The following is a 24,954-nucleotide window of genomic DNA, read 5'->3' as shown; positions in this document are numbered from 1 at the left end:
CCACGTGAACCTGGGCACGCCCACTTGACGGACGAGCGTTCCGGTAGTCGCCACCAACACGGGGCTGAGCAGGGCGAGCATGCGACTACTATGCCCCACATGAACCGCTGGATCGTCGCCGCTCCGTTATCGGTCGCGCTCGGTCTGGCGTTTTCGCATTTTAGTGTCCCGGCCGCCTGGATCCTCGCCGGCATCATCGGCGCGGGCTCGGTTGCGATTGCGAGTGAGCAGGACCTGCCGGTCAACGAGCACCTGTTCACATTCGCCCGCGGTGTGATCGGCGTGGTGGCGGCGCTGCCGCTGGTGGGCATCCCGCCGGGTGACCTGCTGCCCTTTTTGATTCCGGGGCTGGTCGCTGCGGTGGTGGTCATCGCCGTGGGCTTTGTGGGTGGCATGGTACTGGCCAATCACGGCGTTTCACGGGAAACGGGTGTGCTGTCGCTGCTGCCCGGCGGGGCGTCGATGATGCCGGCTCTAGCAAGAGACTTGGGCGCCGACATGCGCTACGTCAGCCTCAGCCAGTACCTGCGGCTGCTCGCGGTGTCGCTGACCCTGCCGCTGGTGGCCTCGGTGCTGGAAGCGCCCGCGGTCGGCGAGGTGGAGTACCTCGACCCCTACTGGTGGATGTGGCTGCTCGTGCCCGGGCTGATCGTCGTCGGCATCCCGCTGGGGAGGTTTCTTCACCTACCCAACGCGCAGGTGTTCGGCCCAATGCTGGTCACTGCGGTGGTGGGCGCGTTTGTGGACTTCACCATCGTGCCGCCTGACTTGCTGTCCATCGTGGCGTTTCTGGCGCTCGGCTGGATGTGCGGCGGCGGGCTGAACGTCCCGGCCCTCAAACAGTTCTCCCGCATGCTGCCGGCCACGATCGCCTACATCGTCGGGCTCATGGTCTTTTGCGCCGGTATGGGCTGGGTGATGGCGAAGTGGCTCGGATTCACCTTCTACGAGGGCTACTTAGCGACGAGCCCGGGCGCCCTCGAGACGGTTTTGGCCCTGTCCGCGGAAGGCGGCGCGGGCGCCGGAGTGATCGCGCTGCAGCTCATCCGGCTGATCTGCGTGATTGTGTTCGCCGGTATGGTGCCGCGGATCCTGCGCCGGATCTAGTGGTTGAGCACCTCGTGGGCCAGCATGTCCATTGGCATGGAGCCCAGGCTTAAGGCTTTTGCGTGGAACTGGTCTTGGGTGAGGCCAAGGGCGAGCGCCTGGTCGCGCAGGTCGATCCAGTCCTTGTAGCCCAGCGCGTACGACGGCGCCTGACCCGGCCAGCCCATGTAGCGGTCCAACTCGAAGGCGAGGTTTGCCTCCGCCATCGCGGTGTTGTCGCGCAGGAAGGCCTTCGCGTACTGGGCGTCCCAAATGCCGGAGCCTTCCGGGGTGGTCTTCTTCAGGTGCACGCCGATGTCGATCATCACCCGGGCCAGGCGCAGGCGCTTCGAGTCGAGCAGGCCCATGCGGTAGCCCAGATCGTCGTGGTAGCCGTCCATGAGCTCCTCGGCGTAGAGGGCCCAGCCCTCGCCGTGGGCGGCGTTCCAGCACACCGAGCGGCGCCAGATGTTTAGCTCGCCGCGGTTGAGCAGCCCGTAGGAGTGCTGCAGGTGGTGGCCGGGGATGCCCTCGTGGAACACGGTGGTCAGCTCCTGCCAGGTGTGGAACGTCTCCTGGCCTTCCGGCACGGACCACCACATGGTGCCGGGGCGGATCATGTCGTCGCTCGGCGGGGTGTAGAAGATGCCGCCGGAGCCGGCGCGGTCGATGTCGCACTCCACCGCGGGCATCTCGGCGGGGATGGGAACAACCTTGGCCACGTCGTCGTTGACGCTGCGCATCCACTCCAGCAGTTTGTCGGTGCCGTGAATGGTGTAGCGCTCGTCGTGGTTGAGGCGGCGGTATGCGCCGGCGACGGAGTCGTCGTCGTAAAGCTTCTTCGCAAGCTGCTTCTGCTCGTCGACGGTCTTCTGCAGCTCCTCGGCGGCCCACTCGTAGCTGCCGTCGAGGTCCAGGTTGCGGCCGTGGAACAGTTCTGCGAAAAGCTGGTAGCGCTCGCGGCCCACCGCGTCGTCGTGGGAGGCCTTCGGGGACAGTTCGGTGGACAGCCAGTCGGCCATCTTGGCAAAGGCGGCCTTGGCTTCCTCCACCACTGGCGAGTCGGCCGGCAAGCCCAGCTCGTCGAGTTGCGAGTCGGTCTCGCCGAGCGCCTCGCACTGGCTGATTACGGCGTCGATCTGGCGGTGGGAGGCGATATCGCCCTGGGCGGCGGCCTCGGACAGCGACTCGCGGTAGCCGGCCAGCGCCGACGGGATGCGCGACATGCGCGCCGTGATGACCTCGAAGTCCTCCTCGGTGACCTTCGGCATGAGCGCAAACGAGTCGCGGATGGTCTGGATGGGCGACTCGATGTTGTTCAACTGACGCAGCAGCTCGCCGCGGTGGTGGAAGTCGAGCTCGGTGCACAGGCGGTCGCGCAGGATCGCGGCGGTGAGGTGGTCGACGTCGTCGAAGTCGTCCTCGTCGTCGGAGGTGTCCGTCGTGTCGTTGAGCGCGTCCACGTCCGCGATGAGGTCGCGCATGCGGTCGGCGACACGGTCGTAGTACTCGGGCGAGAAGTCCTGTAGTTCCCCGTCGTGGCCGTCGATGCCGATTTGGGTGGCCAGCGTCGGGCAGATGTCCGCAAGGTCGTAGACAAAGTCTTCGCAGGTGGCATCGAGAAGCGACGGCTCACGCGTGGATTCGGTCATGCTGCGCGATTGTATAGGAGCACGCGAAATGGACAATTCGTCGCACCATCGCGTAAATATATTCATCATGACTTCGTTCTCCCGTCCGCGCACACCTGCGGCAAAGTGCCTGCACTTGATCAGGTTGAACGATCTGACGTCGCGCAGCGACCTCGTCCGCGCCACAGGTCTGTCGCAGCCGACGGTCACCCGCGCTATCGCGGCGCTTGTCGACGCCGGCTACGTCACCGAACGCAACGACCTCACCCAATCCCAAGGCCGCGGCCGTCCGACGATCCCCCTGGAACTCGCCGAGACGCCCGTCACCCACGCCGGCGTGTCCGTGGGCACCGACTCGACCTACGTCGCCCTGTTCGACCTGAAGGGCCGCACGCTGCGGAGCACGGACATCGACCTGCCGGTCTCCCGGGTCAGCGAAGACGACTTCATCCAGCACGTCATGGCCGGGCTGCACAAACTGACCACGAGCGTGGGCCGTCCGCTGGCCACCGTCGGCGTGACCACCTCCGGCACGGTGCGCGGCGACGGCGACGTCTACGCGCCGAACCTGGGCTGGGACGGGGTGAACATCGGCGAGCAGATGCGCGAGCAGTTCTCGGTGCCGGTCGAGGTGACCTCCATCTCCAGCGCGATCGTGGGCTCCGAGATGCAGTCCACCCCGGACCTGGACACGCCGTCGGTGATGGCGCTGTTTGCCGACGACTCCATCGCCTGCGCCGTCTCCGTCGCCGACGGCGTGCAGCCCATCGAGGTGGAGCAGGGCGCGCTGACCACGAAAGGCCTGCTGGACATTATTCAAAAGCCGACGGTGCGCACGCTGCGCCAGGCCGTGGAGGACGCCGCCGAGGGCACCCGCGCCGCGCTCGACGACCGTGCCCGCGGCCTCGGCTCCCTGGTCGCCGGGCTGTGCTCGGACCACTCACCCGCAACTGTGGTAGTCGCGGGCAGCGCGTTTATCGACGACCCCCTGTCCTCCGGCCCGTTCGCCCGCACCGTCCGCGAAGGCACCGACTGCCCGGTCGACCTGCGCCTGATCCCGAGCCACCAGGACGTCGTGCGAGACATCGCGCGTGCCGTGGCGCTGGACTACGTGCTGCGCGAGCCGCTCGCCGTTGCGGGGAAGTAATGCGCCGGCTCGCGTGGGTGCTGCTGCCGCTGTGTGTGCTGGCTGGGTGTTCGTCGGCAAGCGATCAGCCCGAGACGCTGCATACCGAGATGGTGCCGCCGCCGGACCCGTTCGAGGGGCTGTCGGATGTGGTCGCGGAAATTGAGCGGGAGACGGACACCGAGGTGGGCGTCGCGCTTTACGACGGCACCGTGCTCACCCAAGCCGGCTCCCTGACATCGCTGCCCGCCTGGTCCACCATCAAGGTGCCGATCGCGATCGCCGCGGAGGAGCACTGCGAGTACGGCGAGGACTACATCGAGGAGCTCACCGAGGCGTCCATCGAGTGGTCCGACAACGACTCCGCCCGCGCCCTGTGGGACTGCATGGGCGACGACGCCGAGGCCGGCAAGAAGGTTGGCGAGGAGATCGGCAAAGCCGGCAAGGTCGTGGAGGTCCAGGGCGCCTTCGGGACCACCGACTGGTCGTTTGCGGACCAGGCGCGCTACGCCTATTACCTGAGCACCCGCGACCAGGACCAGACGGTGATCGCGGACATGCACCGCATCACCGACGACCAGGCTTACGGGCTCGGCCAGCTGGGCATCCCGTTCAAGGGCGGGTGGTCGGACGTGGACGAGGACGGCTCGTGGCACACCCGCCAGTTCGGCTGGCGCGAAGGTGTCGGCATCGCGATCGGCGCGCGGTCCGCGGCCGGCAGCTACGACGACACCATGGACGCCCTAGACAAGGTGGCCGAGGCTATCGACGCAGGTACTGATCCACGAGCGGACGCAACTGCGGCTCGATAAACTTCACCAGCGCCGACGCGATGGTCAGCACCGTGAGCACAATGCTGATGATGCGGCGGATCTCGCTCATGGACGCACCGCCCAAGATGAGCTTCTTCGGAGTGGTGCTGGGCTTCTCGCCGGTGTTGGCCGGGCGGTGGAGGACAGTGCGCTGCTCGCCCTGCGGCATAACGGTCGCTCCCGTTGCCTCGGTGCCCACAGCGGCCGCCGATGCTTCACCCTCGGCCGTGACCACGCCCGCGAAACCGATGCGGGTGTTCGCAGGGTTGATCAGCGTGTGCAGGTGGCCGCTCAGGTTACGCTGATCCGCCGAGAATGCCCCGCCGAGGCGCTTCAGTGCCGCGAGTTCACCGAAACCCCAGCCTTGCATCGCCCTGCTCATGTTCGATGTGCTGTGCAAGTTCGTGCCGTAGCCGCCCTTACCGTTGATGGTGGCGGTGGCCTCCGAACCGCAGTTCGCGTTAGCAGCACAGGTGCTGTTGTGCGGGCGGTCGTGGCCCATGAACTCCGCGGCCTCGGTAGCGCGCTGCAGCGCGATCAAGTTGTACCCGGTGTCCACCTGGATGGCGTTGACGTATTTGTCGCGGGTGTCCAGACCGTAGTTAGCGGCCACGTCGCGCAGACGGGTGTTGCCGGCGCCGCGCAGTTCGAGGAAGGGCACGTTCTGGTCCCACATGGCGCCGCGCAGTTTGCGCAACTCCTCCATACCGACGTTCTGGTCGGCGGTCAGGTCGAACTTCGCCTCCACGGCGATGACCTGGTCGGCCGGCTGGTTGAGCTCCACACCGGTGACCGGGGCGGGGTCAGCGGAGGCTGCGGGAGCGAGGGCGAGTGCTGTGGCGGCCGCGGTCGTCGCGGCGAGTAAACGGATACGCATACGCTGAGCGTAGCGTGTACACGATCATAAAGCCGACTGGAACGACGATGTAGAGCCCACTCGGCCACGCATACGGCAGCATCAGCAGGATCAGCACTATTCCGCCGTAGCGCTCGAAGATGAACACGCCGAACGGCACGATCCACACCCAGTGGTGGTACCAGGAAAACGGGCTGACCAGGCACGCGGTCATTCCGATCAGGGAGATTGCCAGGGGTGTGGGGGCTCGTCGGCAAGCAAGTAGCGCAAGCGCGGTCACGGCAGCGCACAGGGCGAGCCACACGAGCGGCGAGTCGACCCCAGCGCGGGCCAACACCTGGCGGATGGACTGCGCCCCGGGATTGTCGTCCACGCCGATGCGCTCGGTGTGGAAGATGGCGTGCGTCCAGAAGTCCGGCGCGTCGACGACCTCCATGCCGGCCGCCACGGTGCAGATGAAGGTAAACGCGCAGACGAACATCGCTCCCCACCTGCGCTGATACGCCATCAGGAGGATGAAAAACGCGGGCGTGAGTTTGATGCCCGCGGCCAGCCCGGTACCGATGCCCGGCAGCCTATTTTTCGGCAGGAAATCGAGGCACACCAGCCCCATGAGCAGCAGGTTGACCTGCCCGAAGTACAGCGTGCCCTGGACCGGCTCGGTGCACAGCAGGAAAAACGCCGTCAGCGGCACCACGGGCTTTTTGCTTGACGACGACCCCCACACCACCAGCTCCAACACCACCGCACTGGCAATCTTCCAGGCCAGGCCGAGCGTTGGGGTTTCTGGCAGCCACGAAAACACCACGCCCGCGAACGGCGGGTAGGTAAACGGCAGGCCGGGCAGCAGGTCGCCGGCGTAGAGCGGGAGGCCTTCTTTCACCTGCTGGCCGCCGAGGAGGTACACCTTGAGGTCGCTGGGGAAGTCGGTGGTGAACTCTGTGGTGGCCGCACCCACTGCGACCGCGATGAGCAGCCAGATCACAGGTCGAGCCCGTCCAGGATCGCGTCCATGGCGTCGGCCACGTCGGTGCGCCACAGCGTGTCCACCTTCGTGTCCGCGCGACCGGGCCCGCCGTTGATCACCGCGGTGGGTTTGCCCTGCTTCTTCGCGTCCAGGATGAACTTGTAGCCGCTCATCACTGCCAACGACGTGCCGATGGCGACGACACCCGTGGACTCCGCAAGCCACGCGTCGGCCTGGCTCCTGCGCTGCTTTGGCACGTTCTCGCCGAAGTAGACCACGTTGGGCTTCAGCCGCTCCGAGCCGCAGTTCGGGCAGGAGATCATGCGGAAGCGCTCCACATCCTGCTGGCGCAGTTCCACGTCGCCGTCCGGGTTCAGCATGGAGCCGACGACCTCCACGGAGTCGAAGTAGGTGGGGTTGGCGGCGGTGAGGAGGTCGTCGATAAGCGAACGCTCGTGAAAGGTCCTGCAATCCAGGCACACGACATGCTCCATGTCGCCGTGTAGCGCGATGACGTTTCGCGAGCCCGCCTGCGTGTGCAGCCCGTCGACGTTTTGCGTGACAATCCCGCTGATCAGGCCGGCCTTTTCCAACTCCACGAGGGCGAAATGCGTGCGGTTCGGGGTGGCGGCGCGCATGAATCGCATGCCGACGAACGCACGCGCCCAATAGCGCCTGACCTGGCGTGGCGAGTGCGCGAACTCCTGAAACGTCATCGGCCGCGACTTGGTCAGACGGCCGTGCTCGGAGCGGTAATCGGGAATGCCGGAATCCGTGGACACGCCCGCGCCGGTGATGATCAGGGTTTTCGGGTCGCGCAGTTGCGCCAGGATCTTGTCTTCGGCGTGTGTTGTGGGCGTGGCGGTTTCCTTGACGACTCGCTCGATCGAGCGAACGGCGCTTTTGTGCGCCATCGCGATTGCTGGGTCGTCGAAGTGGGTTTCCATCGTGTGGGAGTGTAGACCGCGCCCGCGATATAGACCGTGTTGTCTAGTTGTCGTGTTTGCATTTTTGGCGTGCACGAGTAGGTTATCCGAGTCTTAAAGATACTACTGAACAGACCTGTCTATAAGGAGACCCCATGCCAAAGTGGGCAACGAGCTTCGGAGCTCAAGTCATCTACGGCCTCATTATCGGCCTCATCCTCGGGTTCGTTGCCGCCGGCATGGCCGACGGCAACGCGCTGGCCGCCACCCTCGACTGGGTCGGCTCCACCTACGTCAAACTTCTGAAACTGCTCATCCCGCCGCTGGTGTTCACCGCCGTGGTGACCTCGATTGCCAACCTGCGCCAGGTCACCAACGCCGCGCGCCTGGCCGTGCAGACCCTGGTGTGGTTCGCCATCACCGCGCTGTTCTCCGTGGTCATCGGCATCGTCGTCGGCCTCGTGATCAAGCCCGGTGCGAACTCGTCCGTGGACGCCTCCACCGCCGCCGAGCCGACCACGACCGGCTCCTGGATGGGCTTTTTAGACTCCGTCGTCCCCGCTAACATCCTTGGCCTTGGCGCGAAGGTGACCGAATCGGGCGCGTCGGTGAACTTCAACGTCCTGCAGATCCTCGTCGTCTCGCTGCTGCTCGGCATCGCCGCCGTGCGCGTGGGCAAGGCCGCCGAGCCGTTCATCACCTTCTCCGAATCCCTGCTCAAGGTCGTGCAAGAGGTCCTGTGGTGGGTCATCCGCCTCGCTCCGATCGGCACCGCGGCACTCATCGGTAACGCAGTCGCGTCCTACGGCTGGGACGCCCTCGGCTCCCTGGGCAAGTTCGTACTCGCCATCTACATCGCCCTCGCCCTGGTGATCTTCGTGCTCTACCCGGCAGTACTCGCCGCGCACAAAATCCCGGTCGTGGAGTTTTTCAAGCGCGTCTGGCCCGTGACCACCCTGGGTTTTGTCACCCGCTCCTCCATGGGCGTCATGCCGGTCACCCAGCGCACCACCGAAGAATCCATGGGCGTGCCGCGCGAATACGCCTCGTTTGCCATCCCGCTCGGCGCCACCACCAAGATGGACGGTTGCGCCTCCGTCTACCCGGCGATCGCCGCACTGTTCGTCGCCCAGTTCTACGGCGTTCCGCTGTCGTTCTCCGACTACCTGCTCATCATCATCGTCTCCGTCTTGGGCTCCGCCGCCACCGCCGGCACCACCGGCGCGACCGTGATGCTCACGCTGACCCTATCCACCCTCGGCCTGCCGCTCACAGGCGTCGGCCTGTTGCTCGCCGTCGACCCGATCATCGACATGGGCCGCACCGCCGTGAACGTGACTGGCCAGTCCGTGGTGGCGACGGTCGTCGCTAAGCGAGAGCGCATCCTCGACGAATCCCGCTGGTAACGCCTAAGATTCGGGGGCATGGGGGAGTGGAAAACTGAAATTCGCAATGAACTGGTGGACGTGCGCGCCGAGCATGTCGCCCGCGGGCACCTCGTGCAACTATCCACATCGCACGCGCTGGCCCGCGGGGCGTACGACGCGCTGAAGATCCACCAGCGGCACTGGGCGCGGGCGTACTGCGCGGGGCTGGCTGTCCGCGCGGCGATTCTGACCGGTCGTGCGTCGGCATACCTCAACGACATGTGGGTTGTGAACACTCCACTCGACGAGGTCGTGCTCGTGCTGAAATCGGTGCCGCCCCGCACGACGTGGCCCTCCGGGGTGCGCTACCTCCAGCGGTCTCTCCCCGAGTCTCGAATCCGCCGCGGGGAAGCAATGTCGACCGCTTCCCCACTGCAAACGTTCCTGGACATCGCGCGCCTCGACGGCTTCACCCACGCGCTGGTCGCCGCCGACTGGCTCGTGCAGTTCGGCGGATTCACCCCAGTCACGCTGCAAGATCTCGTCGAACGCGAGCCACGCTTCCCCGGCAAACCCGCCGCACGCCGGGCTGCCCGTCACGCGTCGACCCTGTCCGAATCCGCACCGGAAGCCTACGCCCGGGCCCTGCTGATCGAAGCCGGGTTCACCGACGTGCGCGCGAACGTGAAGGTGACGCGGTGGGGCTACCGCGTCGACCTCCTCATCGACGGCTGGCTGGTCGTCGAGATCGACGGGCGCGTGAAATACGACAACGAAACCTACGGCCCGGCGCACAAAGCTCTTCTCGACGAAAAAACGCGCGCCGACCGGATCGGCAACGCTGGGTTCCCCATCCTCCGGTTTGCGCCGCGGTACCTGGAGACGAACCCGCGCGATTTCGTGGCCGAGGTGCGCGCCCGGGCGGAGCGGGGGCGGTAGTGTTCGGGCCCGTGGCGTTCGTATGCAGGTCTCGATATGCGTAATCCCTGGTCAGAGCGTTTTCGGAAAAATCGGCCCAGATTGGCGAAAACTCGCTGACCTGCAGTTACGCATATCGAGACCTGCACATGAACGAAAACGGACCTACCGGAACGGCACCTCACCGATCGCGCGGCGTAACTTGCGGGTCCGCAATCTTTCTGGGTGCCGGGCGAGCTTCTCCATCGCACGGACGGCGCACATGACGTGGGCCTCCTTCGAGTTGGAGTAGAACGCCTGGGCGCCGGCGGGCAGTTTCGGCACGGCGTGCAGCGGCAGGTCGGATACAGCGAGCAGGGTGCCGTAGGGCACGCGGTAGCGGTACCCGTTGGCGGCAACGGTGCACGACTCCATGTCCACGGCCGCGGCGGTGGACCCGCGGAGCCATTCCCACAGGTCGCGGGGGTCTTTCCACTCCCAGTTCCGGTCGCCGGTGGACAGCACGGTGCCGGTGCGCATGAGCGACGTGTCGGAGCCGTAGACCTTAGACACGGCCTTTTCCAGGGTGCGCTGGATTTCGGGGACGGCGGGGATAGGCAACACCCGGCGCAGGTAGTCGTCGAGGACGTGGTCGTGGCGCTCGTAGGCGTTGCCCAGGATGAGGTCGCCGATGCGCATGCGGGCGTCGAGGCCGGCGCAGTGCCCGATCATGATCCACGCCTCCGGCCTTAAAACGGCAAGCGAGTCGGTGATGGTCTTGGCGTTGGACGGCCCGACGCCGATGTTGATCATGGTGATGCCGTCGCCGTCGTCGGTGACCAGGTCGTAGCGCGGCATCTGGAATTTCGAGCCGAGTTCGAGGTCCTCCAGCGCGACGGTGTCGGAGACGGATTCGCCGGACGGCAGGACGAGGCGAGTGTAGCGCGATTCAGGGTCGGAAAGTTCGCGCAGGCCGAAGCGCACGAACTCGGTAACGTGCATGGCGTAGTTGGTGAACAGGATGTAGCGCTGCAGCGAGTCGACCTCGATGCCGGTGTAGTGCTCCAGGCGGGCAAGCGCGAGGTCGAAGCGCTGCGGGCCGAAGTGGAACAGGGGTTTTTCGTCGCCGTTGAAGGCGTCCCAGTGGCCGTCGACGATCGCGTCGTGCACTTCGTCGAGGGCGGGGCGCGGCAGGTTCGCGGTTTCGTCGATAGGCGGCATGCCCGTGATGTACGCCGGCGGGATGACAACGTCCGAGTAGTCGACGGACACCGAGCACGGGTAGTTCGAGGTCAGGGCCTCGAGTTGGGCGATGAGGTATTCTTCGAGCAGGTCCGGGCGCGACAGGACGGCGGAGTAGGTGCCGGCCTCGTCGACATAGCCGAACGGCTCGGAGCGGTCGATCGGGCGCCATTCGAGGACCTCGACGGTGAGTTTGGGGTAGCGCACTTCGTCGTAACGCGAGTAGTCCCCGGAGCGCGCGATTTCGCACGACGTGTCATAGAGGGCTTTGAGCTTATCGACGACCTGACGTACCTCACGCATACCGCCAGGCTACTCACGAATGAGCACGCGTCGCACGGCTTCGGCGCGGCGGCCGATCTCCTCCGGGGTGCAGCCTTCGCGCACGCACTGCTCGATGAGGCGCTGCATGCCGGCGACGTAGACGCGCGCCATATCGTCGACAAGCTGGCTGTCCGTGACGCCCCACTCCTGGGAACGGGGCAGAAGCTGCTCGCGCATGGTGGGCAGCATGACCCGGTGGACTTCTTCATCCAGCACGGTGTGCACGGGCGAGTCGATGAGTCGCACGGCGGCTTCGGTCTTGCCCGCGACGACGGTGGCTAGCTCTGCGACGGAGGCCTCGAAGTTTTGGTCGATACTGAACCGCTCGGCGAAACGCTCGTAAGCGTCGAGCACCCAGTCGGCGGCCGCGACGAGAATGAGCGCGTCACGGTCTTCGAAGTGCTGGTAGAAGACCTGGCGGCTCACGCCGGCTTCTTTCACGATCTGGGAGACGTTGAGGTCGGTGGCGTCGTGATCGTTGAGGAGGGTCAATACGGCGTCGACAAGCGCCTTGCGGGTGCGCAGTGCGCGCGGGTCCGTGCTTTCCGAGCGACGGCCCGGCAGAATGTGTTCACTCATCCTGATGCTCCAGGGAAGTCCGACGATAGGATTGTGTGTTATGAGCCTAACCGACGACACCCTGCCACTGTTGCAAGACCTCATCCGAAATGGATGTGTCAACAATCTAACGGCAGATTCTGGACAAGAAGAAAGAAACGCCCGCACGCTGGAGCAATTCTTCGAGGGCACCGACGTGACGGTGGAGCGCTACGAGCCGCATCCGGGCCGCGTTTCCGTCGCCTTCACCCTCGAGGGCACCGACCCGTCCGCCGAATCGCTCACCCTGCTCGGCCACACGGACGTCGTGCCTGTCGACGAAGACAAGTGGTCGGTCGACCCATTCGGGGGCGAGATCAAGGACGGGCGCGTGTTCGGCAGGGGCGCCACCGACATGCTCTACATCACCGCGGCGATGGCGGCGGCGGTGCGCGACGTGGCCCGCGGAGGGAGGCCGAAGGGCACCCTGACGTTCGTGGGCTGCGCCGACGAGGAGGCCCGCGGCGGCCTCGGAGCGAAGTGGCTGGCCGACAACGCGTCGTTTTCCTGGGACAACTGCCTGTCCGAGGAGGGCGGCTCGCACCTGCCGGCGGCTGACGGCTCCGATGCGCTGGTGGTCGTCGTCGGCGAGAAAGGCGCAGGTCAGCGCCGCCTGACGGTGCACGGCGACGCCGGCCACGGCTCCGCACCGTTCGGCCGCGACATGGCGGTGGCGAAAATCGGCGAGGTCGCGCGCCGCATCGCCACCATCGAGCCCGAGGTGCGCAGCGACGACATCTGGGAAGGCTACGTCCGCGCCTGGAAGTTCGACCCCGACACCGAACAGGCCCTGCTTTCCGGAGAGGGCTACGAGGCGTTCGGCCAGCTCGAGGGCTACTCCCACGCCATGAGCCACCTCACCATCTCCCCGACGGTGCTGCGCGCCGGCGAAGCCATCAACGTCCTGCCGTCCGTGGCGTGGATGGAGCTGGACATCCGCCCGCTGCCCGGCCAGACGCAGGAGGAGATCGACGATCTGTTGCGTGAGGCGCTGGGCGATCTTGCCGACGACGTCGAGATCACCCACCTCATCACCGAACCCGGCTCCGTCTCCCCCACCTCGGGCCCGCTTTTTGATGCCATCGTGGACACCTTCGACGAATTCTTCCCCGGCGTCCCAGTCGTGCCGACGATCGCCGCCGGCGGCTCCGACCTGCGCTTCGCCCGTCGCAAGGGCGGCGTGGGTTACGGCTTCGCCCTGCACGGCCGGGACGAGACGCTCGGATCGGTGCTGGGTGAGCTCCACAGCCACGACGAATCCGTCGCCGTCGAGGACGTGGACCTGACGGTGCGCGCGTACCGGTCGCTGGTCCGCCGCTTCGTCGGGGCGTAGGTTTCGCGCCGCGTCCGCGTCTTTCCCGCGCCTTTCCCGTTCAAATGCAGGTCTCGATATGCGTAACTGCTGGTCACAGCGATTTCCAAATTTTCGGGCGATTTTCACGAAAACCTTTTGACCTGGGATTACGCATATCGAGACCTGCATATGAAGCAAAGGTGGCGACGTGGGATTATTAACGCATGAAGAAAACTCTCGTAGCGGCGCTTGTCGCCAGCGCCGTCACTGCCGGAACGTTAACAGCGCCCGCAGCCGAAGCCGTGGAACCAAGCACTACCGCGACAGCCACCCCAGTCACGACTACTGCAAATCCCGAGCAGAACCCCGCCATCGAAGAGGAATACACCCCGCTCGAGATCGCGCTTGGACTTGCTGGCGCCATTGCCGTGTACGGGGCGATCGCTGCTGGCACATGCTGGGCGATGAAACAGGGATTCATTCCGAACCCTGCCCCGAAGTACATCCCTTGCCACGCGAAACCGAAGCCCGCACCGAAGAAGCCCGCACCGAAGAAGCCCGCACCGAAAACAGCGCCGAAGCCAACACCGAAGCCCGCTCCGAAACCTGCACCCAAACCTGCACCGCGGCCCGCCCCAGCCCCTGCTCCGAAGCCGGTGCAACGGCCGGTGCCTGTCCCGGCACCCGCACCGTCGAGGGCATACCCGAACTGCCGCGCCGTTTGGAACGACTTGGGGCGCCCCATTCGAAGCAATGACCCCGGCTACGGCTCCCACCTAGACCGCGATGGCGACGGGATTGGATGCGAAAAGCGCCCGAAGTAGCTCTTCCCACCTGTCACAATCGCCCCATCCGTGACATACTGGCCGGCATGAAGATTCGCACCCTCGCCATGACCGCAGCGCTGGCCGGCACGCTCGCCGCCACGCCGACCGCCAACGCCGACGCCATCGACGACACACTCGCCGCGCTGCCGTCCGGCCCGATCTCCTGCGACCAGGCCTCCCGCTACTGGACCAACGACGCCGACTACCAGCAGAAGGTCCGCCAGGCCCGCACGCTCGCGGCGTTCGACCGTCGCGGCCCGCAGATCCTGGAAGCGCTTTCGCGTGTCGACGAAGCCGCCAACCGATGCGGCCTCAAGGGCACCAACAACACGAACAAGACGGCCAACACCACCAATAACACCGCCCCGAAGCAGCAGCCCCAGCAGCCGAAGCCGAAGACCCAGCCGGCGCCGAAGCAACAGCCCCAGCAGCCGAAGCTGAACATCCAGCCGCAGCTCCCGGAGCGCGTGAACCTGACGCCGGCGGGCATGCCGTCGTTCGACATGCCGGTCGCGGGCGTGACCACGCTGCAGCTGCCGGACCTGCTGAAGATCCTGCGTGACGCGCTCGCGCAGATTCTGGCTTACTTCAACATCCAGCTGTAGAGCTCTTCTCCGTCGGTGTGCACGCGCACGCCCGGGGCGGGGTCGAGCCGCATGTCGGTCTGCAGCGTGTGTTCGCCGTCGCTGCAGGCAAACGAGATTGTCTCGTTGGTTTTATCCAGCACCTCGACGCGGGCCCGAGTGAGCCAAGCGTGACCACGACGCACCCCGATCAACTTCTGATACTCCGTGAAAATCCACCCGCCGAGCGGCGACAACTCCCCGGGTGAGGCAGGCAACGCAGGGCGCACGGCGTCGTCAGCGGACCAGCTCTCGCCGCGCACGCCGGTGAAGCCCTGCTCGTCGCCGTAGTAGATCGACGGCATGCCCGGCGCGGTCATCAGCACCGCCGCGGCCAACACCAGTTTTTCCTCCCCCACCGTTGACGCGATGCGGTCGACGTCGTGGTTGCCGATGAACGTGTTGGTCAGCAGGTCGGCCGGGTGACGCTCGAGCGCGTGCGCCAGTTCCCAAAAATTCGTGTCCACGAGGGAGGACCAGGCCGCCTTCCACAGTTCGTACTGCGTGACGGCATCGAGGGTGCCCTCACGGGCGATGGCAGCGTAGTCGCCGTGGATGACCTCGCCGAGGAACATCGCGTCGGGAAACTCGTCCCGGACCCGGGCGAGCACCTCGCGCCAGAACTCTGGGGGCACGGCGTAGGCGACGTCGAGGCGCCAGCCGGCGATGCCGCGGCGCAACCAATGGCACATGATGTCGACCACTGCGTCGCGCACCCGCGGATCGGAATGGTGCAAGGTGGCCAGTTCGCCATGGCCCTCCCAGTCGGTGTCCCCGGCTAGGCCTTCGGCGACCCACGGGTGGGTGCGTGCGACGTGGTTGAACACCCCGTCGAGCATGAGGTTGATGCCGCGGGAGGAGCATTCGTCGATGAGCCAGGCGAAGTCTGAGTCGTCGCCAAGCCGCGCGTCGACGCGGTAGTGGTCGAGGGTGTCGTAGCCGTGGGTGGCGGAGGCGAAGATGGGTCCGAGCAGGAGCCCGTTGCAACCGAGTTCGACGAGGTAGTCCAGCCACGGCTCGAGTTTGCGGAGCCGGTGGGCGGTGTCGTGTTCCGTGCGAATCGGGGCGCCGAGGGCGGCCAGCGGGTAAACGTGCCACCAGATTGTGCGGTCCAGCATGGGGCCGAGCCTACGCACCGAGCAGGGCTAACGGGACCACCGCGATTCCATCGGGGCGACGGTAGGCGCGGGATCCAGTGGTGAGAATGACCGCGTCGACGACATCATCCGGGAGTTTTTCGCGTAGCCAAAGCAGGTGTTTCACATCGTCGTCGCCCACGTTCGCTGCAAGCTTCACCTCCAGGGCGACGATCGCACCGTCCTGATCTTGGGCAATGAGGTCCACTTCCCTGTCCCCTTTAACGGTGCGGAAGTGGCCAACAGCGCCGAACGACGCTTGCGCGGCAACGCGGACGGACAGCGTCGCAAGCGACTCGAATAGTGGTCCCAAAAGGTAATTGAACCGCCCAGTAAGCTTCGCTGCCGGAACGCCAAGCAAGCGCAGTGCGAAAGCGGGGTCGGCGAGCTGGTGCTTAGGGGATTTGGCGAGGCCAGCGAACGGCGAGCGTCGCATGTCCCATGCCGGTAGCGGGTCGAGCATCCACAGTTCAGCGAGTTTTTCCCTGTAGACCATCGTCGTGGATTTTGCCGGTTTGTTCGCTTGCCCGGGCGTGGCAGCATCGAGGATTTCCTGGTAACTCGCCGTCGTTGAGCTCGCGGCAGCGTAGGCGGCCAGCCAGTTCATCAGGGCTGAAGGGTTGCGCGCAGTGTAGCCCTGCTCGGGCAGGTCCCGGTCGACCACGCGGGCGAGGTAGGAATCCAACTGCTGATTACGTAACACGGCGGGGGCCTCATAAAACCCGGGGAACCCACCGGACGCGATCGCGTCAATGTAGTCCGCCAACGTTTTATCGGTCTCGCCTGCGATGTCTGCCTCTCCCAGGAAAAGTTCGCGCATGCTTACCGACGACTCCCAGCCGCGCCGCTCAAACAGAGCCAACGGACGCATGCGCAGCGACAAGATCCGGCCTGCTCCACTGTGGGTGTCGGTGCCGGCGACAGGCGTGGCCGAGCCAGTCAGGAGGAATCGCCCGGCAGGGGCCCCGTTGTCGACTGCGCGACGGACGTAGTCCCAGGATTCGGGGCGGCGTTGCCATTCGTCGATAAGAATCGTGCCGTCCGAACTAGCACTGAAAGAAGGGTCGGCAGCGAGAACGCCGGCACCTTCTTCGGTATCGAGCTGGAGCACGTTCGTCGCGCGGCGACGGGCGGTCTCCGTTTTACCAACGCCCTTGGGCCCCTCGACAGCGATGGCCACAGCGTGAGGAAGCAGCTGGTCGAGTTGAGCGTCAACAGCCCTCGTGAGATATGCCATAGGCTTCAACACTACCAATTTTCCGCGCTGAACCAGTCGGATTTTCCGTTACGAATCGGTCGTTTTTTCCTCCTGCCGTCCGATGAGCGGGCGCAGGCCCTTGGCGATGCGCTCGCGCCACTCCTTGGCAATCTCCTCGTAGCCGCTGTCGTGCGGGCGCATGCCGCGGTGGGTGAAGTTGACCTTGGTCTTGCCGGAGTCGTCCTCTTCGATGTCGAAGATGAGCGAGGTGTCGTCCCACTCGTGGTCCTCGTTCGGGTTGTCGGTGGGTTCGACGTCCCAGACCACGCGTTTGCCGTCGTCGGCCTCCTTGACGGAAAAGCCCACGTAGCGGTCCTTGTCGGAGTAGTGGAACTCGGAGCCCTGCTCGGCGGCGTCGCCTTCCACGAGTGCGCCCCACCAGGAGTTCGGGGTGGTGATGGCGTCGTACACCTCTTCACGCGTCGCGGGCACGGAAAACGAGGCGGTGAAGTCGCGGATGGCTTCGGCGGTGGTGCCGTCGGCGAACTTCCAGTCGGAAAGTGTGTGGTCCGGGTCGTAGATGGAGACCTGGTAGCCGTCGTCGCGGTACTGCATCAGCCCGTCCTTGATCAGGTCGCGGCCGGCTTTGTTAAAGGAAGTCACACCCGAGACGTCGAGGATGATGTTCTTGTTGGTCAGGCGGCGCTCGGCCAGCCCGCGCAGGATCTTCTCCGCGGAGGTGAAGTTGATCATGCCTTGGAGTTCGACGATGTCGGCGTCGTCGCGACGCTCAATGCGCTTGATGCCCGGCGCGCGGTAGAAGTTGGACGACAGCAGGTTCAGGCCCAACGAATCGGACAGTTTGCGGAAGATTTTCACGCCGCGCACGGAGTTGCCCTGCTTGTCCAGACGCGGGCTTAACGACGAAATCCCCAACTGCCCTGGCAGCGTCCCGATCAGCCCGCCGGCCACGCCGGATTTCGCGGGGATGCCGACGTTGACCATCCAGCGCCCGGACGCATCGTACATGCCCGCGGAGACCATCACCGCCTGGGCGAGGCGCGCGGCTTCGGCGGAGATGACCTTCTCGCCCGTGACCGGCTGGGTGCCGCCGTTGGCCAAGGTGGCGGCCATCACCGCGAGGTCTTTCACCGTCACCCGCACGGCGCACTGCGCGATGTAGGAGGCGACGGCATCGTGTGCGTCGTCGCTAATCTTGTCGGCTTCGCGCAGCATGTGGGCAAACGCCAAGTTGCGGTCGGCGGTCTCCAGTTCGGAATCGAGGACGCGCTGGTCGATGGTCAGTTCGCGGCCCGCCAAACGCGAGAAGTAGTCGCGGAGTTTTTCGCTGCGCTGCTCGACCGGAATGTCGGGGCCGCCGATTAACTGGTTGACGGTGATCGCGCCGGCGTTGATCAGCGGGTTGGCGGGGCGTCCGTCGCTATCAAGCGACAGCGCGTTGAACGCCTCGCCGGACGGCTCGACGCCGACGTGCGCGTCAACATGGTCCAGACCGTACATGTCAAGCGCAAGCGCGTAGACGAACGGCTTGGAGATGGACTGAATGGTGAACTCGTAATCGCCGTCGCCCACCACGTAAAGCTGCCCGTCGGTGGTGCATAGCGCGAGGCCGAGTTTGTCCGGGTCGGCGTGCTTGAGCACGTCGATGTAGTCGGCGCGGTGACCGGAGTCGTCGTCACGCACCTCGTCGAGGATGTTTTGCAAATACTGGTTCACGGGCGAGCGCATGCACGACAGTCTAGAGCGTGCGCCGACATGTTCGAACGGTGTCGTGTGCGGTGGTTAGATCCACCTCATGAGCGATTACAGTGGCACCGCCCGCCCAAACGGCCTTGAAGTCACGTGGAAGATCTGGGGCGATCTGAACGACCGCGATCTGCACAACGTGCAGGCATTTATGGACGACTTCTTCGCCATCTGGAAACCACGCCCGACCCGTGGTTTTAAAACTCCCGTGGACTACGCGACGCTCGCGTATGCGCGGCAGTGCTTCGACCTAGCGAGAGACGCAGCCGACATGCACGTCTCCGACCAGTTTTTCTACCTCGACGCGCTGCGGCAGGCGATGGAGCAGTTGGAACGGGTCGAACCCCGGTTCGTCTACGCCCATTCTCTCGCCCGGTACGCGGCGCAGCTTGCGGGTGAGTTCGAGATCGAAGACGCGATGGACGGCGCCTGGGACGAGCTCCGCACGGTGATGCCTCAGCCGTTGACGCGGCCGATCCCAGGCGTGACCGAGTACGCGATTGTCGACGACACCCAGTCCCCCGCCGACTTCGATATCCTGCGCCTGCCCGACCCCGACACGTTCAGCGTGCGTATCGGCTCCCTCACCGCCGACGAATTCGTCCGCGAAGGACGCCAGGTGTTTTCACTGGACATGGTCCCGGAGGACACCCTCCCACTGGCCTTTATAGACCGCGCATTTCCCCTCGGGAGAGTGTCTCTGCAGGTGGACGTGGACGACGACGGCACGGAGCTCCCACATGAGATCCTGCGCGATGTGCGCGTCGGCGTCGACGATTACCTGGACAGCCTGGTGGGCTGCGGCACCAGCGCGGTCGAGTATTACTTGTCGTGCGCCCGTGCCCAGGAGTGTACGGGCCTACTGGTCGAGTCTCCCGCTGCGGGCCCGCTCGTGGCTGCGGTCGGCGAATCGCTACATCACGTTGTGGCCCGTAACCCTTCCGCGGCACCCGCGCGTTTGCTTTACGACGAACTCACGTCCACCACCGATCCCGACCTGATTTTCGAGTACGCAAATGCGATCTACCACTGGATCCCGCGTGATTTTCGTGTCTGTTTCCCCACCAGCAACACACCGGAGGCGGACGCGTTGAAAGACGCGCTGTTCGCGTCGTTTCGGGAGCAAGACATCGGCTTCGCCAGAGTGGTGAACAGGCAACCTTTTGAGCAGGCGGAACAAGGGTTGATGCCGCAACTGCACCACTTCGCCGTGGACTTTTTAGACACGTTCGGGGAGGCGGAGGACCTGCCGTATTCAAACTGTTTCCTCATCCAGGACATCGACTCCGCAACACGCGACCTGCTTTAAAACGGCTATAATCGTGCTTATTCGATCCGCAACTTCAAGGAGGCCCTGATGTACGTTGACTCGTTCCCCGACTCGAAACGCAAGTATCTCTCGGATGCCCACGCTGAGACTGTGAAGGCCACGCTCGCACCGGTCGCCGACAACATGCAGACCATCGCCAGCACCTTCTACTCGAAGATGTTCGCGGCGCACCCCGAGCTCATTTCCGACCTATTCAACCGCGGCAACCAAAAACAGAACGCGCAGCAGAAAGCGCTCGCCGCGTCGGTGGTGAAGTTCGCGGCGCATCTTGTGGACGACTCCCAGCCCGACCCCGTAATGATGCTCGACCGCATCGCGCACAAGCACGTCTCACTGGGCATCACCGAAGACCAGTACCAGATCGTGCACGACAACTTGATGGCCGCCATCGCAGAAACGCTTGGCGACGCCGTCACCCCCGAGGTGGCCGAAGCCTGGGACGCGGTCTACTGGCTGATGGCGGACGTACTGGTCAAGCACGAAAAGGAGCTCTACGCCTCTGACGGTGTGGCAGATGGCGACGTGTTCCGCCGCGGCACCGTTGCCGCGAAGGAGGCGCTCACCGACACCGTGACCGCGTTCACCATCGAAGGGGATTTCTCCGCGCCGAAACCGGGCCAGTACACCTCGATCGGGGTCAAGCTCGACGACGGCGCCCGCCAGCTGCGCCAGTACTCGATCATCGACGGCGACGCATCCCACTACCGCATTGCGGTGCAGACGGACGGCGAAGTCTCGTCCTTCCTGCAGAACCGCGTCGCAGTCGGTGACACCGTCGATGCGACGCTCGCCGCCGGCGACCTCGTCCTGCGTCCGGGCGATAACCCGATCGTGCTCATCTCCTCCGGCATTGGTTCGACGCCGCTGACCGGCATCCTCACGCACCTGGTCAAGCACAACGATCCGCGTCGGGTGACCTACGTGCACTCGGACTCATCGGAAGCCACCTGGGCGCAAGCGCAGGAAAGCCGCGACCTGGTGGCCGCGCTCAACGACGGCTCTATCCATCCGTTCTTCCGCGACAGCGGTGAGCGCGTCGACATCGACGTGATCGACGTCGCAGGCGCCGACGTCTACCTCTGCGGCGGGACCGGCTTCTTGCAGTCGCTACGCGACGACCTTGCCGCCCTCCCGGATGACAAGGCCCCAGCGAACGTCTTCTACGAGTTGTTCAGCCCGAACGACTGGCTCGTGTCCTAGTCCTGCCTGGTGAGCCGGGCACCGCACTCCCCCGGCCTGTCGTGGGGGCGCAGTTTCACCTCAATGCCGCCGACGTTCCGGTCGAGGAAGCCCTGGTGCAGCGCACAGATCACGGGCGCGGGCCGGGTGTTCTGCTCGGTGATGAACGGGCACGCGTTCAGGCCGATCTCACGCATCTTCGGCGTGGTCGCCTCCTGGCGTTTCACCGGGTCGAAGCCCATCTCGCGCAGGATCTCGGATGTCTGCACTTCAGCGGTGTCCAGGTCGGTCGCCGGTGCGGCGCCACGGTCTTCGTTGAACTGCTCGGCCCACTGGCGGCCGATGGCGTGGGCGCTGGAGGTGTCGTCGTCGGGAAGCTGGCTTGCCAGCACCTCCACCAGCGCGACCATGGCACGGGACGCGCGATCCGTGCGGGGCACGCGGGCGGTGTAGGCGTGCGACGGGCGGCCGCGACCGCGAGCGGGAATGACGCGGCGGGTGATCACCCCGGCGGCCATGAGCTCGTCAAGGTGCCCGCGCACGGTGTTCGGGTGCATGCCGAGGGATTTGCCGATTTGCGCGACCTGAACGCCTTCCGGGTGGGCCTGGATCTTCTGGAACACGTCGACCTGCTTCGCGCTGAGCTGACCCAACGCGGTGACCAGGTCACCAGCCGGTCGCGGTCCCTGCCTGCGTTCCATATGTGTTCTCCCGGACAATGTTCAAAACAACTTGATCATACGTCTACCTGAGTTGTAGTACAACTCTAAAATGGTGGGCTCTACAATAGTCGTATCAAACAGGAAGGAGCTGTGGCAGTGGCGCGTGTGGATACGGTGGCGTGGGCGGTCGTCGCAACGCTTGTCGCAGGCACGGCATCGGCGGCCGCTGTGGTGCATTCGCGTGCCGACGACATCCCCACCGGCGACGACGTCATCACCGTCGACGTGGATGTGGACCGCATGCGGTTCATCCCCGACCGGGTGGAGGTGCCCCGTGGCACGAAACTCGTGGTCAACCTGACCAACTCCGGTGAGGAGGAGCACGACCTGAAGGTCGGCGAGGGCCACTCGGGCCGGCTCGACCCGGGCGAGACCTCCACCGCGTACTACGGCGAGTTCAACGTGGACGCCCTCGGCTGGTGCACCATCGCCGGGCACAAGACGATGGGCATGACGTTTAAGGTCGACGTGACGCCTTAATCACCGCCACCTGCGCCTTCACCGCGCGGGTCAGCAGCGGGATGAACGCCACGAGCACGCCGAAGGCCACAAACGACAACACGATCCGCGCGTAGGAGTTGCCGACGATCAGCCACGCCAACAGCGCCGCGTTGAATAGGCCGACGCGCAGGTAGGCGCCGCGGTCAAGTTCGGCAAGCCCCGCCTTCACCGCCGTCGGGCCGCCGCCCATGGTGGTCGGCATGAGGTAACTCATCGTGCCGATGAGCAGCTGGGCTGCGAACCCGAGCAGCAGCGGCAGCACCGGGGCGTCGCCCGTGCCGCCGAACAGCAGCACCGCGAACCAGGCCAGCCCGCCGATGAGCCACCCCACCGCGAACAAAGCCGACAGACCGGGGTAGGTCACGCGGCCGCGCGGTTCGCGGAACACCGTGAGCGCGTTAGCCACAAACCCCTGATAGAGCCACACCCAGCCGGCCAGGATCACCACCGTGCCCACACCCGCCAGCCACGACAGGCGCGCGAGCGAACCGGCGGCGGCCACCGCCACGCCCACGCCTGCCAGCATCAGCGCTAGCCCGACGCGGTTGTGCCCGCGGGTGCGCCACATCGCCGGGAACAGGATGCTCAGCGCGCCCATCGCGGCAAACCCGCCGAACCCGCCGACGTTGACAAACATGTGCGCCTGACGCACCGCGCCGTGCCACTGCCCTGGCAGCCCCGCCGCCACCGTTGCGCCGAACAACGCGCCCACCGGCAGGCAGCACGCAGAGGCCACGAAGCCCAAAACGCCGGCGTTGCTTCGCTTCGCGCTTTTTACCTGCCCGGCCAGGACCACCGCGTGCCAGGCCACCATCACCCCGACCACGAGCGCGCCGATCCAGGTCAGCCAGAACCAGCGCGCGACCTGGCCGATCAGCACCGCCACCGTGCCGGCGTTGAAGAGGTAGGTGCGGGTGAGCTGGGCGGGGCGGGCGTCGTCGTCAAGCCTTTGCCCCAGGAAGCGCTCGGTGAGGTTTTGCGACCACAGCAGGATCGAGTTGCCCAGAATGCCGAGGGTGAAGATGTGGATGAGCAGCCAGTTCCCGTCCGGGATGAACGGGTGGGCCAGGCCCGCGAGGATGAACACGGCCATCCAGATGCTCACCGGTTTCGACGCCTTGCGGTGCCAGGCGCGCGGGTTCATGTCAGGCAAGGACTCCTCCAGACTTCGGGTTGCCGCGGAAACACCACACCGTGGCCAGGCACAGCGCGGCGGCGCCGATCGCGAGCACGACCAGCACGTTCACGTACGCGTCAGTATAGGTCGCACCATTGTTCAGGCCGCGCTGCAGCAGCGACCCCGTCAGCGCCACGGTGGTCAGCGTGCCGAACTCGTAGGAGACCTCCTCCACACCCGCCGCCATACCGGAGCGGTTCATCGGTGCCGCGCCAATGATCGCGATCGAGGACACACTCATCACCGACCCCGCCGCCAGGCCCAGCAGCGCAAGCGCGGCCACCTCCAAGGCGATGCTTTGCGACGACGCCCCCACCCCCAACGCCAACGCCCCCACCACAGCCGCCGCGAACCCACCCGAGATCAGCGGCATGAAGCCGATCTTGTGCAAAAACGCCCCGCCGAGCGTCGACGCCGGAATCGCCGCCAGCGCCATCGCAGCGACGGTGGTGCCGGCCTTCAGGGGCGTGAAGTCGTCGATAAGCAGCAGCTTCTGCGTGGTCATCAACTCCGCGCCAGCCATGACGAACATCCCGCCCGCCGCCGCGAGCACCCCGCCGGTGAACATGCGCGAGCGGAAGATGTCGAACGTGAGCAGCGGGTCTTCGAGCCTTGCTTGACGACGAACAAACAACCACGCACCGACCACACACGCCACAACCGCTCCGATGAGCAGTTTCGTGCTTTGTGTGTTGGCGGTCTGTTTGATCGCCATCGTCAGCCCCGACAGGGCGATGAGCGAGTACACCGACGAGATGACGTCCCAGGATTTGCCCGGATCCGGCATGTTCGGCGGCGCGAGCATGAACGTGAGCACGATCGCGGCGGCCACGATGGGCACGTTGATGAGGAACACCGACCCCACCCAGAAGTGCTCCAGCAGCGCGCCGCCGACCACCGGGCCCAATGCGCCGCCGACGACCGCGACCGCGCCCCAAATGCCGATGGCGGTGTTGCGCTCGCGCTCATCCGGGAACGTCAAGCGGATCAGCGCGAGGGTGGCCGGCATCATCACCGCAGCACCCACGCCGAGCAGGGCCCGGGCGGCGATGAGTTCCCCAGTGCCCGGTGCGAACGCCGCCGCAAGTGACGCGGCGCCGAAGATCACGAGGCCGATGAGGAACATTTTGCGGTGACCGACTCTGTCGCCAAGCGTGCCAGTGCCCAAAAGGAGGCCGGAGAGCGCCAGCGGGTAGGCGTTGATGATCCATAGGCCCTCGCTGGGGCCCGCGCCCAGGCTGCGCTCCAGGGCCGGCAGCGCCGTGTACAGGATCGAGTTGTCCAGGCCGATCATGAACAGACCGAGCGATACGACGGCGAAAAAGCCCCAGCGCTGCGCTTTGGTCATGGGCCGATGCTACCGCGGGGA

The 24,954-nt window shown here is 65.5% G+C and carries 23 protein-coding genes; 11 read left to right on the top strand and 12 right to left on the bottom strand.

The window, feature by feature from the left end:
- The first annotated feature begins 99 nt into the window (after window positions 1-99).
- The gene (locus IAU68_RS00320; protein WP_171193116.1) at window positions 100-1,107 is read left to right on the top strand and encodes an AbrB family transcriptional regulator; all 1,008 of its coding nucleotides are present in this window, start codon (window positions 100-102) and stop codon (window positions 1,105-1,107) included.
- On the opposite strand, the gene IAU68_RS00315 is transcribed toward IAU68_RS00320, so the two are convergent.
- Window positions 1,104-2,738 carry a DUF885 domain-containing protein gene (locus IAU68_RS00315; protein WP_171193115.1) on the bottom strand — a complete coding sequence of 545 codons (1,635 nt, stop codon included), beginning with the start codon at window positions 2,736-2,738 and terminating at the stop codon, window positions 1,104-1,106. The two genes, IAU68_RS00320 and IAU68_RS00315, sit on opposite strands and share 4 nt — an antisense overlap.
- A 67-nt stretch (window positions 2,739-2,805) precedes the next feature.
- On the opposite strand from IAU68_RS00315, the gene IAU68_RS00310 reads away from it, so the two are divergent.
- Window positions 2,806-3,864, top strand: coding sequence for an ROK family transcriptional regulator (locus tag IAU68_RS00310; protein ID WP_171193114.1), 1,059 nt, complete (start codon window positions 2,806-2,808; stop codon window positions 3,862-3,864).
- The gene (locus IAU68_RS00305; RefSeq protein WP_171193113.1) at window positions 3,864-4,655 is read left to right on the top strand and encodes a serine hydrolase; all 792 of its coding nucleotides are present in this window, start codon (window positions 3,864-3,866) and stop codon (window positions 4,653-4,655) included. The genes IAU68_RS00310 and IAU68_RS00305 overlap by 1 nt, the downstream gene beginning before the upstream one ends.
- Here the strand turns inward: IAU68_RS00305 and IAU68_RS00300 are convergent.
- The 3 genes from IAU68_RS00300 to IAU68_RS00290 are packed head-to-tail and all read right to left on the bottom strand — an operon-like array spanning window position 4,606 to window position 7,425.
- Window positions 4,606-5,532, bottom strand: coding sequence for a hypothetical protein (locus IAU68_RS00300; protein WP_171193112.1), 927 nt, complete (start codon window positions 5,530-5,532; stop codon window positions 4,606-4,608). The genes IAU68_RS00305 and IAU68_RS00300 overlap by 50 nt on opposite strands.
- Window positions 5,459-6,496: a glycosyltransferase 87 family protein gene (locus IAU68_RS00295; protein ID WP_171193111.1), complete on the bottom strand. Its 1,038-nt coding sequence runs from the start codon at window positions 6,494-6,496 to the stop codon at window positions 5,459-5,461. Before IAU68_RS00295 ends, IAU68_RS00300 begins: the two co-directional genes overlap by 74 nt.
- A complete protein-coding gene (locus IAU68_RS00290; protein WP_171193110.1) occupies window positions 6,493-7,425 on the bottom strand; it encodes a Sir2 family NAD-dependent protein deacetylase in 933 nt (310 codons plus the stop codon). Before IAU68_RS00290 ends, IAU68_RS00295 begins: the two co-directional genes overlap by 4 nt.
- Before the next feature lie 134 nt (window positions 7,426-7,559).
- Between IAU68_RS00290 and IAU68_RS00285 the strand changes: the two genes are divergently transcribed.
- Together IAU68_RS00285 and IAU68_RS00280 are read left to right on the top strand one after the other, a co-directional pair.
- Window positions 7,560-8,810 carry a dicarboxylate/amino acid:cation symporter gene (locus IAU68_RS00285; protein WP_171193109.1) on the top strand — a complete coding sequence of 417 codons (1,251 nt, stop codon included), beginning with the start codon at window positions 7,560-7,562 and terminating at the stop codon, window positions 8,808-8,810.
- Between the two features lie 18 nt (window positions 8,811-8,828).
- Window positions 8,829-9,710 (top strand): hypothetical protein, encoded by an 882-nt coding sequence (locus IAU68_RS00280; RefSeq protein ID WP_171193108.1) that lies wholly within the window; start codon window positions 8,829-8,831, stop codon window positions 9,708-9,710.
- A gap of 144 nt (window positions 9,711-9,854) precedes the next feature.
- On the opposite strand, the gene amn is transcribed toward IAU68_RS00280, so the two are convergent.
- On the bottom strand, window positions 9,855-11,213 hold the full coding sequence (amn, locus tag IAU68_RS00275) for an AMP nucleosidase (protein WP_171193107.1): 1,359 nt from the start codon (window positions 11,211-11,213) through the stop codon (window positions 9,855-9,857).
- 9 nt (window positions 11,214-11,222) lie between these two features.
- Window positions 11,223-11,813: a TetR/AcrR family transcriptional regulator gene (locus IAU68_RS00270; protein ID WP_171193106.1), complete on the bottom strand. Its 591-nt coding sequence runs from the start codon at window positions 11,811-11,813 to the stop codon at window positions 11,223-11,225.
- A 40-nt stretch (window positions 11,814-11,853) separates the two neighbouring features.
- Here IAU68_RS00270 and IAU68_RS00265 point away from each other — a divergent pair, with 40 nt between their 5' ends.
- From IAU68_RS00265 to IAU68_RS00255, 3 genes are all read left to right on the top strand, one after another.
- A complete protein-coding gene (locus IAU68_RS00265; protein WP_171193105.1) occupies window positions 11,854-13,164 on the top strand; it encodes a M20/M25/M40 family metallo-hydrolase in 1,311 nt (436 codons plus the stop codon).
- Window positions 13,165-13,349: 185 nt separating this feature from the next.
- A complete protein-coding gene (locus IAU68_RS00260) occupies window positions 13,350-13,949 on the top strand; it encodes an excalibur calcium-binding domain-containing protein (RefSeq protein ID WP_171193104.1) in 600 nt (199 codons plus the stop codon).
- A 47-nt stretch (window positions 13,950-13,996) separates the two neighbouring features.
- Window positions 13,997-14,557: a hypothetical protein gene (locus IAU68_RS00255; protein WP_171193103.1), complete on the top strand. Its 561-nt coding sequence runs from the start codon at window positions 13,997-13,999 to the stop codon at window positions 14,555-14,557.
- Here the strand turns inward: IAU68_RS00255 and IAU68_RS00250 are convergent.
- Genes IAU68_RS00250 through IAU68_RS00240 form a run of 3 tightly spaced genes read right to left on the bottom strand, consistent with a single transcriptional unit; the run spans window position 14,536 to window position 18,658 of the window.
- A complete protein-coding gene (locus IAU68_RS00250; protein ID WP_171193102.1) occupies window positions 14,536-15,693 on the bottom strand; it encodes an alpha-amylase family protein in 1,158 nt (385 codons plus the stop codon). The two genes, IAU68_RS00255 and IAU68_RS00250, sit on opposite strands and share 22 nt — an antisense overlap.
- Window positions 15,694-15,703: 10 nt before the next feature.
- Complete coding sequence (locus tag IAU68_RS00245; RefSeq protein ID WP_171193101.1) at window positions 15,704-16,948, bottom strand: ATP-binding protein; 1,245 nt, start codon at window positions 16,946-16,948, stop codon at window positions 15,704-15,706.
- A 48-nt stretch (window positions 16,949-16,996) separates the two neighbouring features.
- Complete coding sequence (locus IAU68_RS00240) at window positions 16,997-18,658, bottom strand: glutaminase (protein ID WP_171193100.1); 1,662 nt, start codon at window positions 18,656-18,658, stop codon at window positions 16,997-16,999.
- 67 nt (window positions 18,659-18,725) lie between these two features.
- On the opposite strand from IAU68_RS00240, the gene IAU68_RS00235 reads away from it, so the two are divergent.
- Window positions 18,726-19,985 carry a hypothetical protein gene (locus tag IAU68_RS00235; RefSeq protein WP_171193099.1) on the top strand — a complete coding sequence of 420 codons (1,260 nt, stop codon included), beginning with the start codon at window positions 18,726-18,728 and terminating at the stop codon, window positions 19,983-19,985.
- 48 nt (window positions 19,986-20,033) lie between these two features.
- Window positions 20,034-21,206, top strand: coding sequence for a globin domain-containing protein (locus IAU68_RS00230; protein WP_171193098.1), 1,173 nt, complete (start codon window positions 20,034-20,036; stop codon window positions 21,204-21,206).
- Here IAU68_RS00230 and IAU68_RS00225 read toward each other — a convergent pair.
- Window positions 21,203-21,886 carry a helix-turn-helix transcriptional regulator gene (locus tag IAU68_RS00225; protein WP_171193097.1) on the bottom strand — a complete coding sequence of 228 codons (684 nt, stop codon included), beginning with the start codon at window positions 21,884-21,886 and terminating at the stop codon, window positions 21,203-21,205. The two genes, IAU68_RS00230 and IAU68_RS00225, sit on opposite strands and share 4 nt — an antisense overlap.
- 117 nt (window positions 21,887-22,003) lie before the next feature.
- Here IAU68_RS00225 and IAU68_RS00220 point away from each other — a divergent pair, with 117 nt between their 5' ends.
- A complete protein-coding gene (locus IAU68_RS00220) occupies window positions 22,004-22,387 on the top strand; it encodes a cupredoxin domain-containing protein (protein ID WP_187767827.1) in 384 nt (127 codons plus the stop codon).
- Here the strand turns inward: IAU68_RS00220 and IAU68_RS00215 are convergent.
- Together IAU68_RS00215 and IAU68_RS00210 are read right to left on the bottom strand one after the other, a co-directional pair.
- The gene (locus IAU68_RS00215) at window positions 22,365-23,561 is read right to left on the bottom strand and encodes a copper oxidase (protein ID WP_171193095.1); all 1,197 of its coding nucleotides are present in this window, start codon (window positions 23,559-23,561) and stop codon (window positions 22,365-22,367) included. The two genes, IAU68_RS00220 and IAU68_RS00215, sit on opposite strands and share 23 nt — an antisense overlap.
- A complete protein-coding gene (locus IAU68_RS00210) occupies window positions 23,554-24,933 on the bottom strand; it encodes an MFS transporter (protein WP_171193094.1) in 1,380 nt (459 codons plus the stop codon). The genes IAU68_RS00215 and IAU68_RS00210 overlap by 8 nt, the downstream gene beginning before the upstream one ends.
- Between the last annotated feature and the right edge of the window lie 21 nt (window positions 24,934-24,954).

It is taken from the genome of Corynebacterium lujinxingii (assembly GCF_014490555.1).
Classification (GTDB): Bacteria; Actinomycetota; Actinomycetes; order Mycobacteriales; family Mycobacteriaceae; genus Corynebacterium; species Corynebacterium lujinxingii.
The sequence above is the reverse complement of the archived record's forward strand: the minus strand, read 5'-3'. Positions and strand labels throughout refer to the sequence as shown.

Coding starts and splice junctions, on each gene's coding strand:
- IAU68_RS00320 (WP_171193116.1), top strand. CDS start 100: ATGAACCGCTGGATCGTCGCCGCTCCGTTATCGGTCGCGCTCGGTCTG.
- IAU68_RS00315 (WP_171193115.1), bottom strand. CDS start 2,738: ATGACCGAATCCACGCGTGAGCCGTCGCTTCTCGATGCCACCTGCGAA.
- IAU68_RS00310 (WP_171193114.1), top strand. CDS start 2,806: ATGACTTCGTTCTCCCGTCCGCGCACACCTGCGGCAAAGTGCCTGCAC.
- IAU68_RS00305 (WP_171193113.1), top strand. CDS start 3,864: ATGCGCCGGCTCGCGTGGGTGCTGCTGCCGCTGTGTGTGCTGGCTGGG.
- IAU68_RS00300 (WP_171193112.1), bottom strand. CDS start 5,532: ATGCGTATCCGTTTACTCGCCGCGACGACCGCGGCCGCCACAGCACTC.
- IAU68_RS00290 (WP_171193110.1), bottom strand. CDS start 7,425: ATGGAAACCCACTTCGACGACCCAGCAATCGCGATGGCGCACAAAAGC.
- IAU68_RS00285 (WP_171193109.1), top strand. CDS start 7,560: ATGCCAAAGTGGGCAACGAGCTTCGGAGCTCAAGTCATCTACGGCCTC.
- IAU68_RS00280 (WP_171193108.1), top strand. CDS start 8,829: ATGGGGGAGTGGAAAACTGAAATTCGCAATGAACTGGTGGACGTGCGC.
- amn (WP_171193107.1), bottom strand. CDS start 11,213: ATGCGTGAGGTACGTCAGGTCGTCGATAAGCTCAAAGCCCTCTATGAC.
- IAU68_RS00270 (WP_171193106.1), bottom strand. CDS start 11,813: ATGAGTGAACACATTCTGCCGGGCCGTCGCTCGGAAAGCACGGACCCG.
- IAU68_RS00265 (WP_171193105.1), top strand. CDS start 11,854: ATGAGCCTAACCGACGACACCCTGCCACTGTTGCAAGACCTCATCCGA.
- IAU68_RS00260 (WP_171193104.1), top strand. CDS start 13,350: ATGAAGAAAACTCTCGTAGCGGCGCTTGTCGCCAGCGCCGTCACTGCC.
- IAU68_RS00255 (WP_171193103.1), top strand. CDS start 13,997: ATGAAGATTCGCACCCTCGCCATGACCGCAGCGCTGGCCGGCACGCTC.
- IAU68_RS00250 (WP_171193102.1), bottom strand. CDS start 15,693: ATGCTGGACCGCACAATCTGGTGGCACGTTTACCCGCTGGCCGCCCTC.
- IAU68_RS00245 (WP_171193101.1), bottom strand. CDS start 16,948: ATGGCATATCTCACGAGGGCTGTTGACGCTCAACTCGACCAGCTGCTT.
- IAU68_RS00240 (WP_171193100.1), bottom strand. CDS start 18,658: ATGCGCTCGCCCGTGAACCAGTATTTGCAAAACATCCTCGACGAGGTG.
- IAU68_RS00235 (WP_171193099.1), top strand. CDS start 18,726: ATGAGCGATTACAGTGGCACCGCCCGCCCAAACGGCCTTGAAGTCACG.
- IAU68_RS00230 (WP_171193098.1), top strand. CDS start 20,034: ATGTACGTTGACTCGTTCCCCGACTCGAAACGCAAGTATCTCTCGGAT.
- IAU68_RS00225 (WP_171193097.1), bottom strand. CDS start 21,886: ATGGAACGCAGGCAGGGACCGCGACCGGCTGGTGACCTGGTCACCGCG.
- IAU68_RS00210 (WP_171193094.1), bottom strand. CDS start 24,933: ATGACCAAAGCGCAGCGCTGGGGCTTTTTCGCCGTCGTATCGCTCGGT.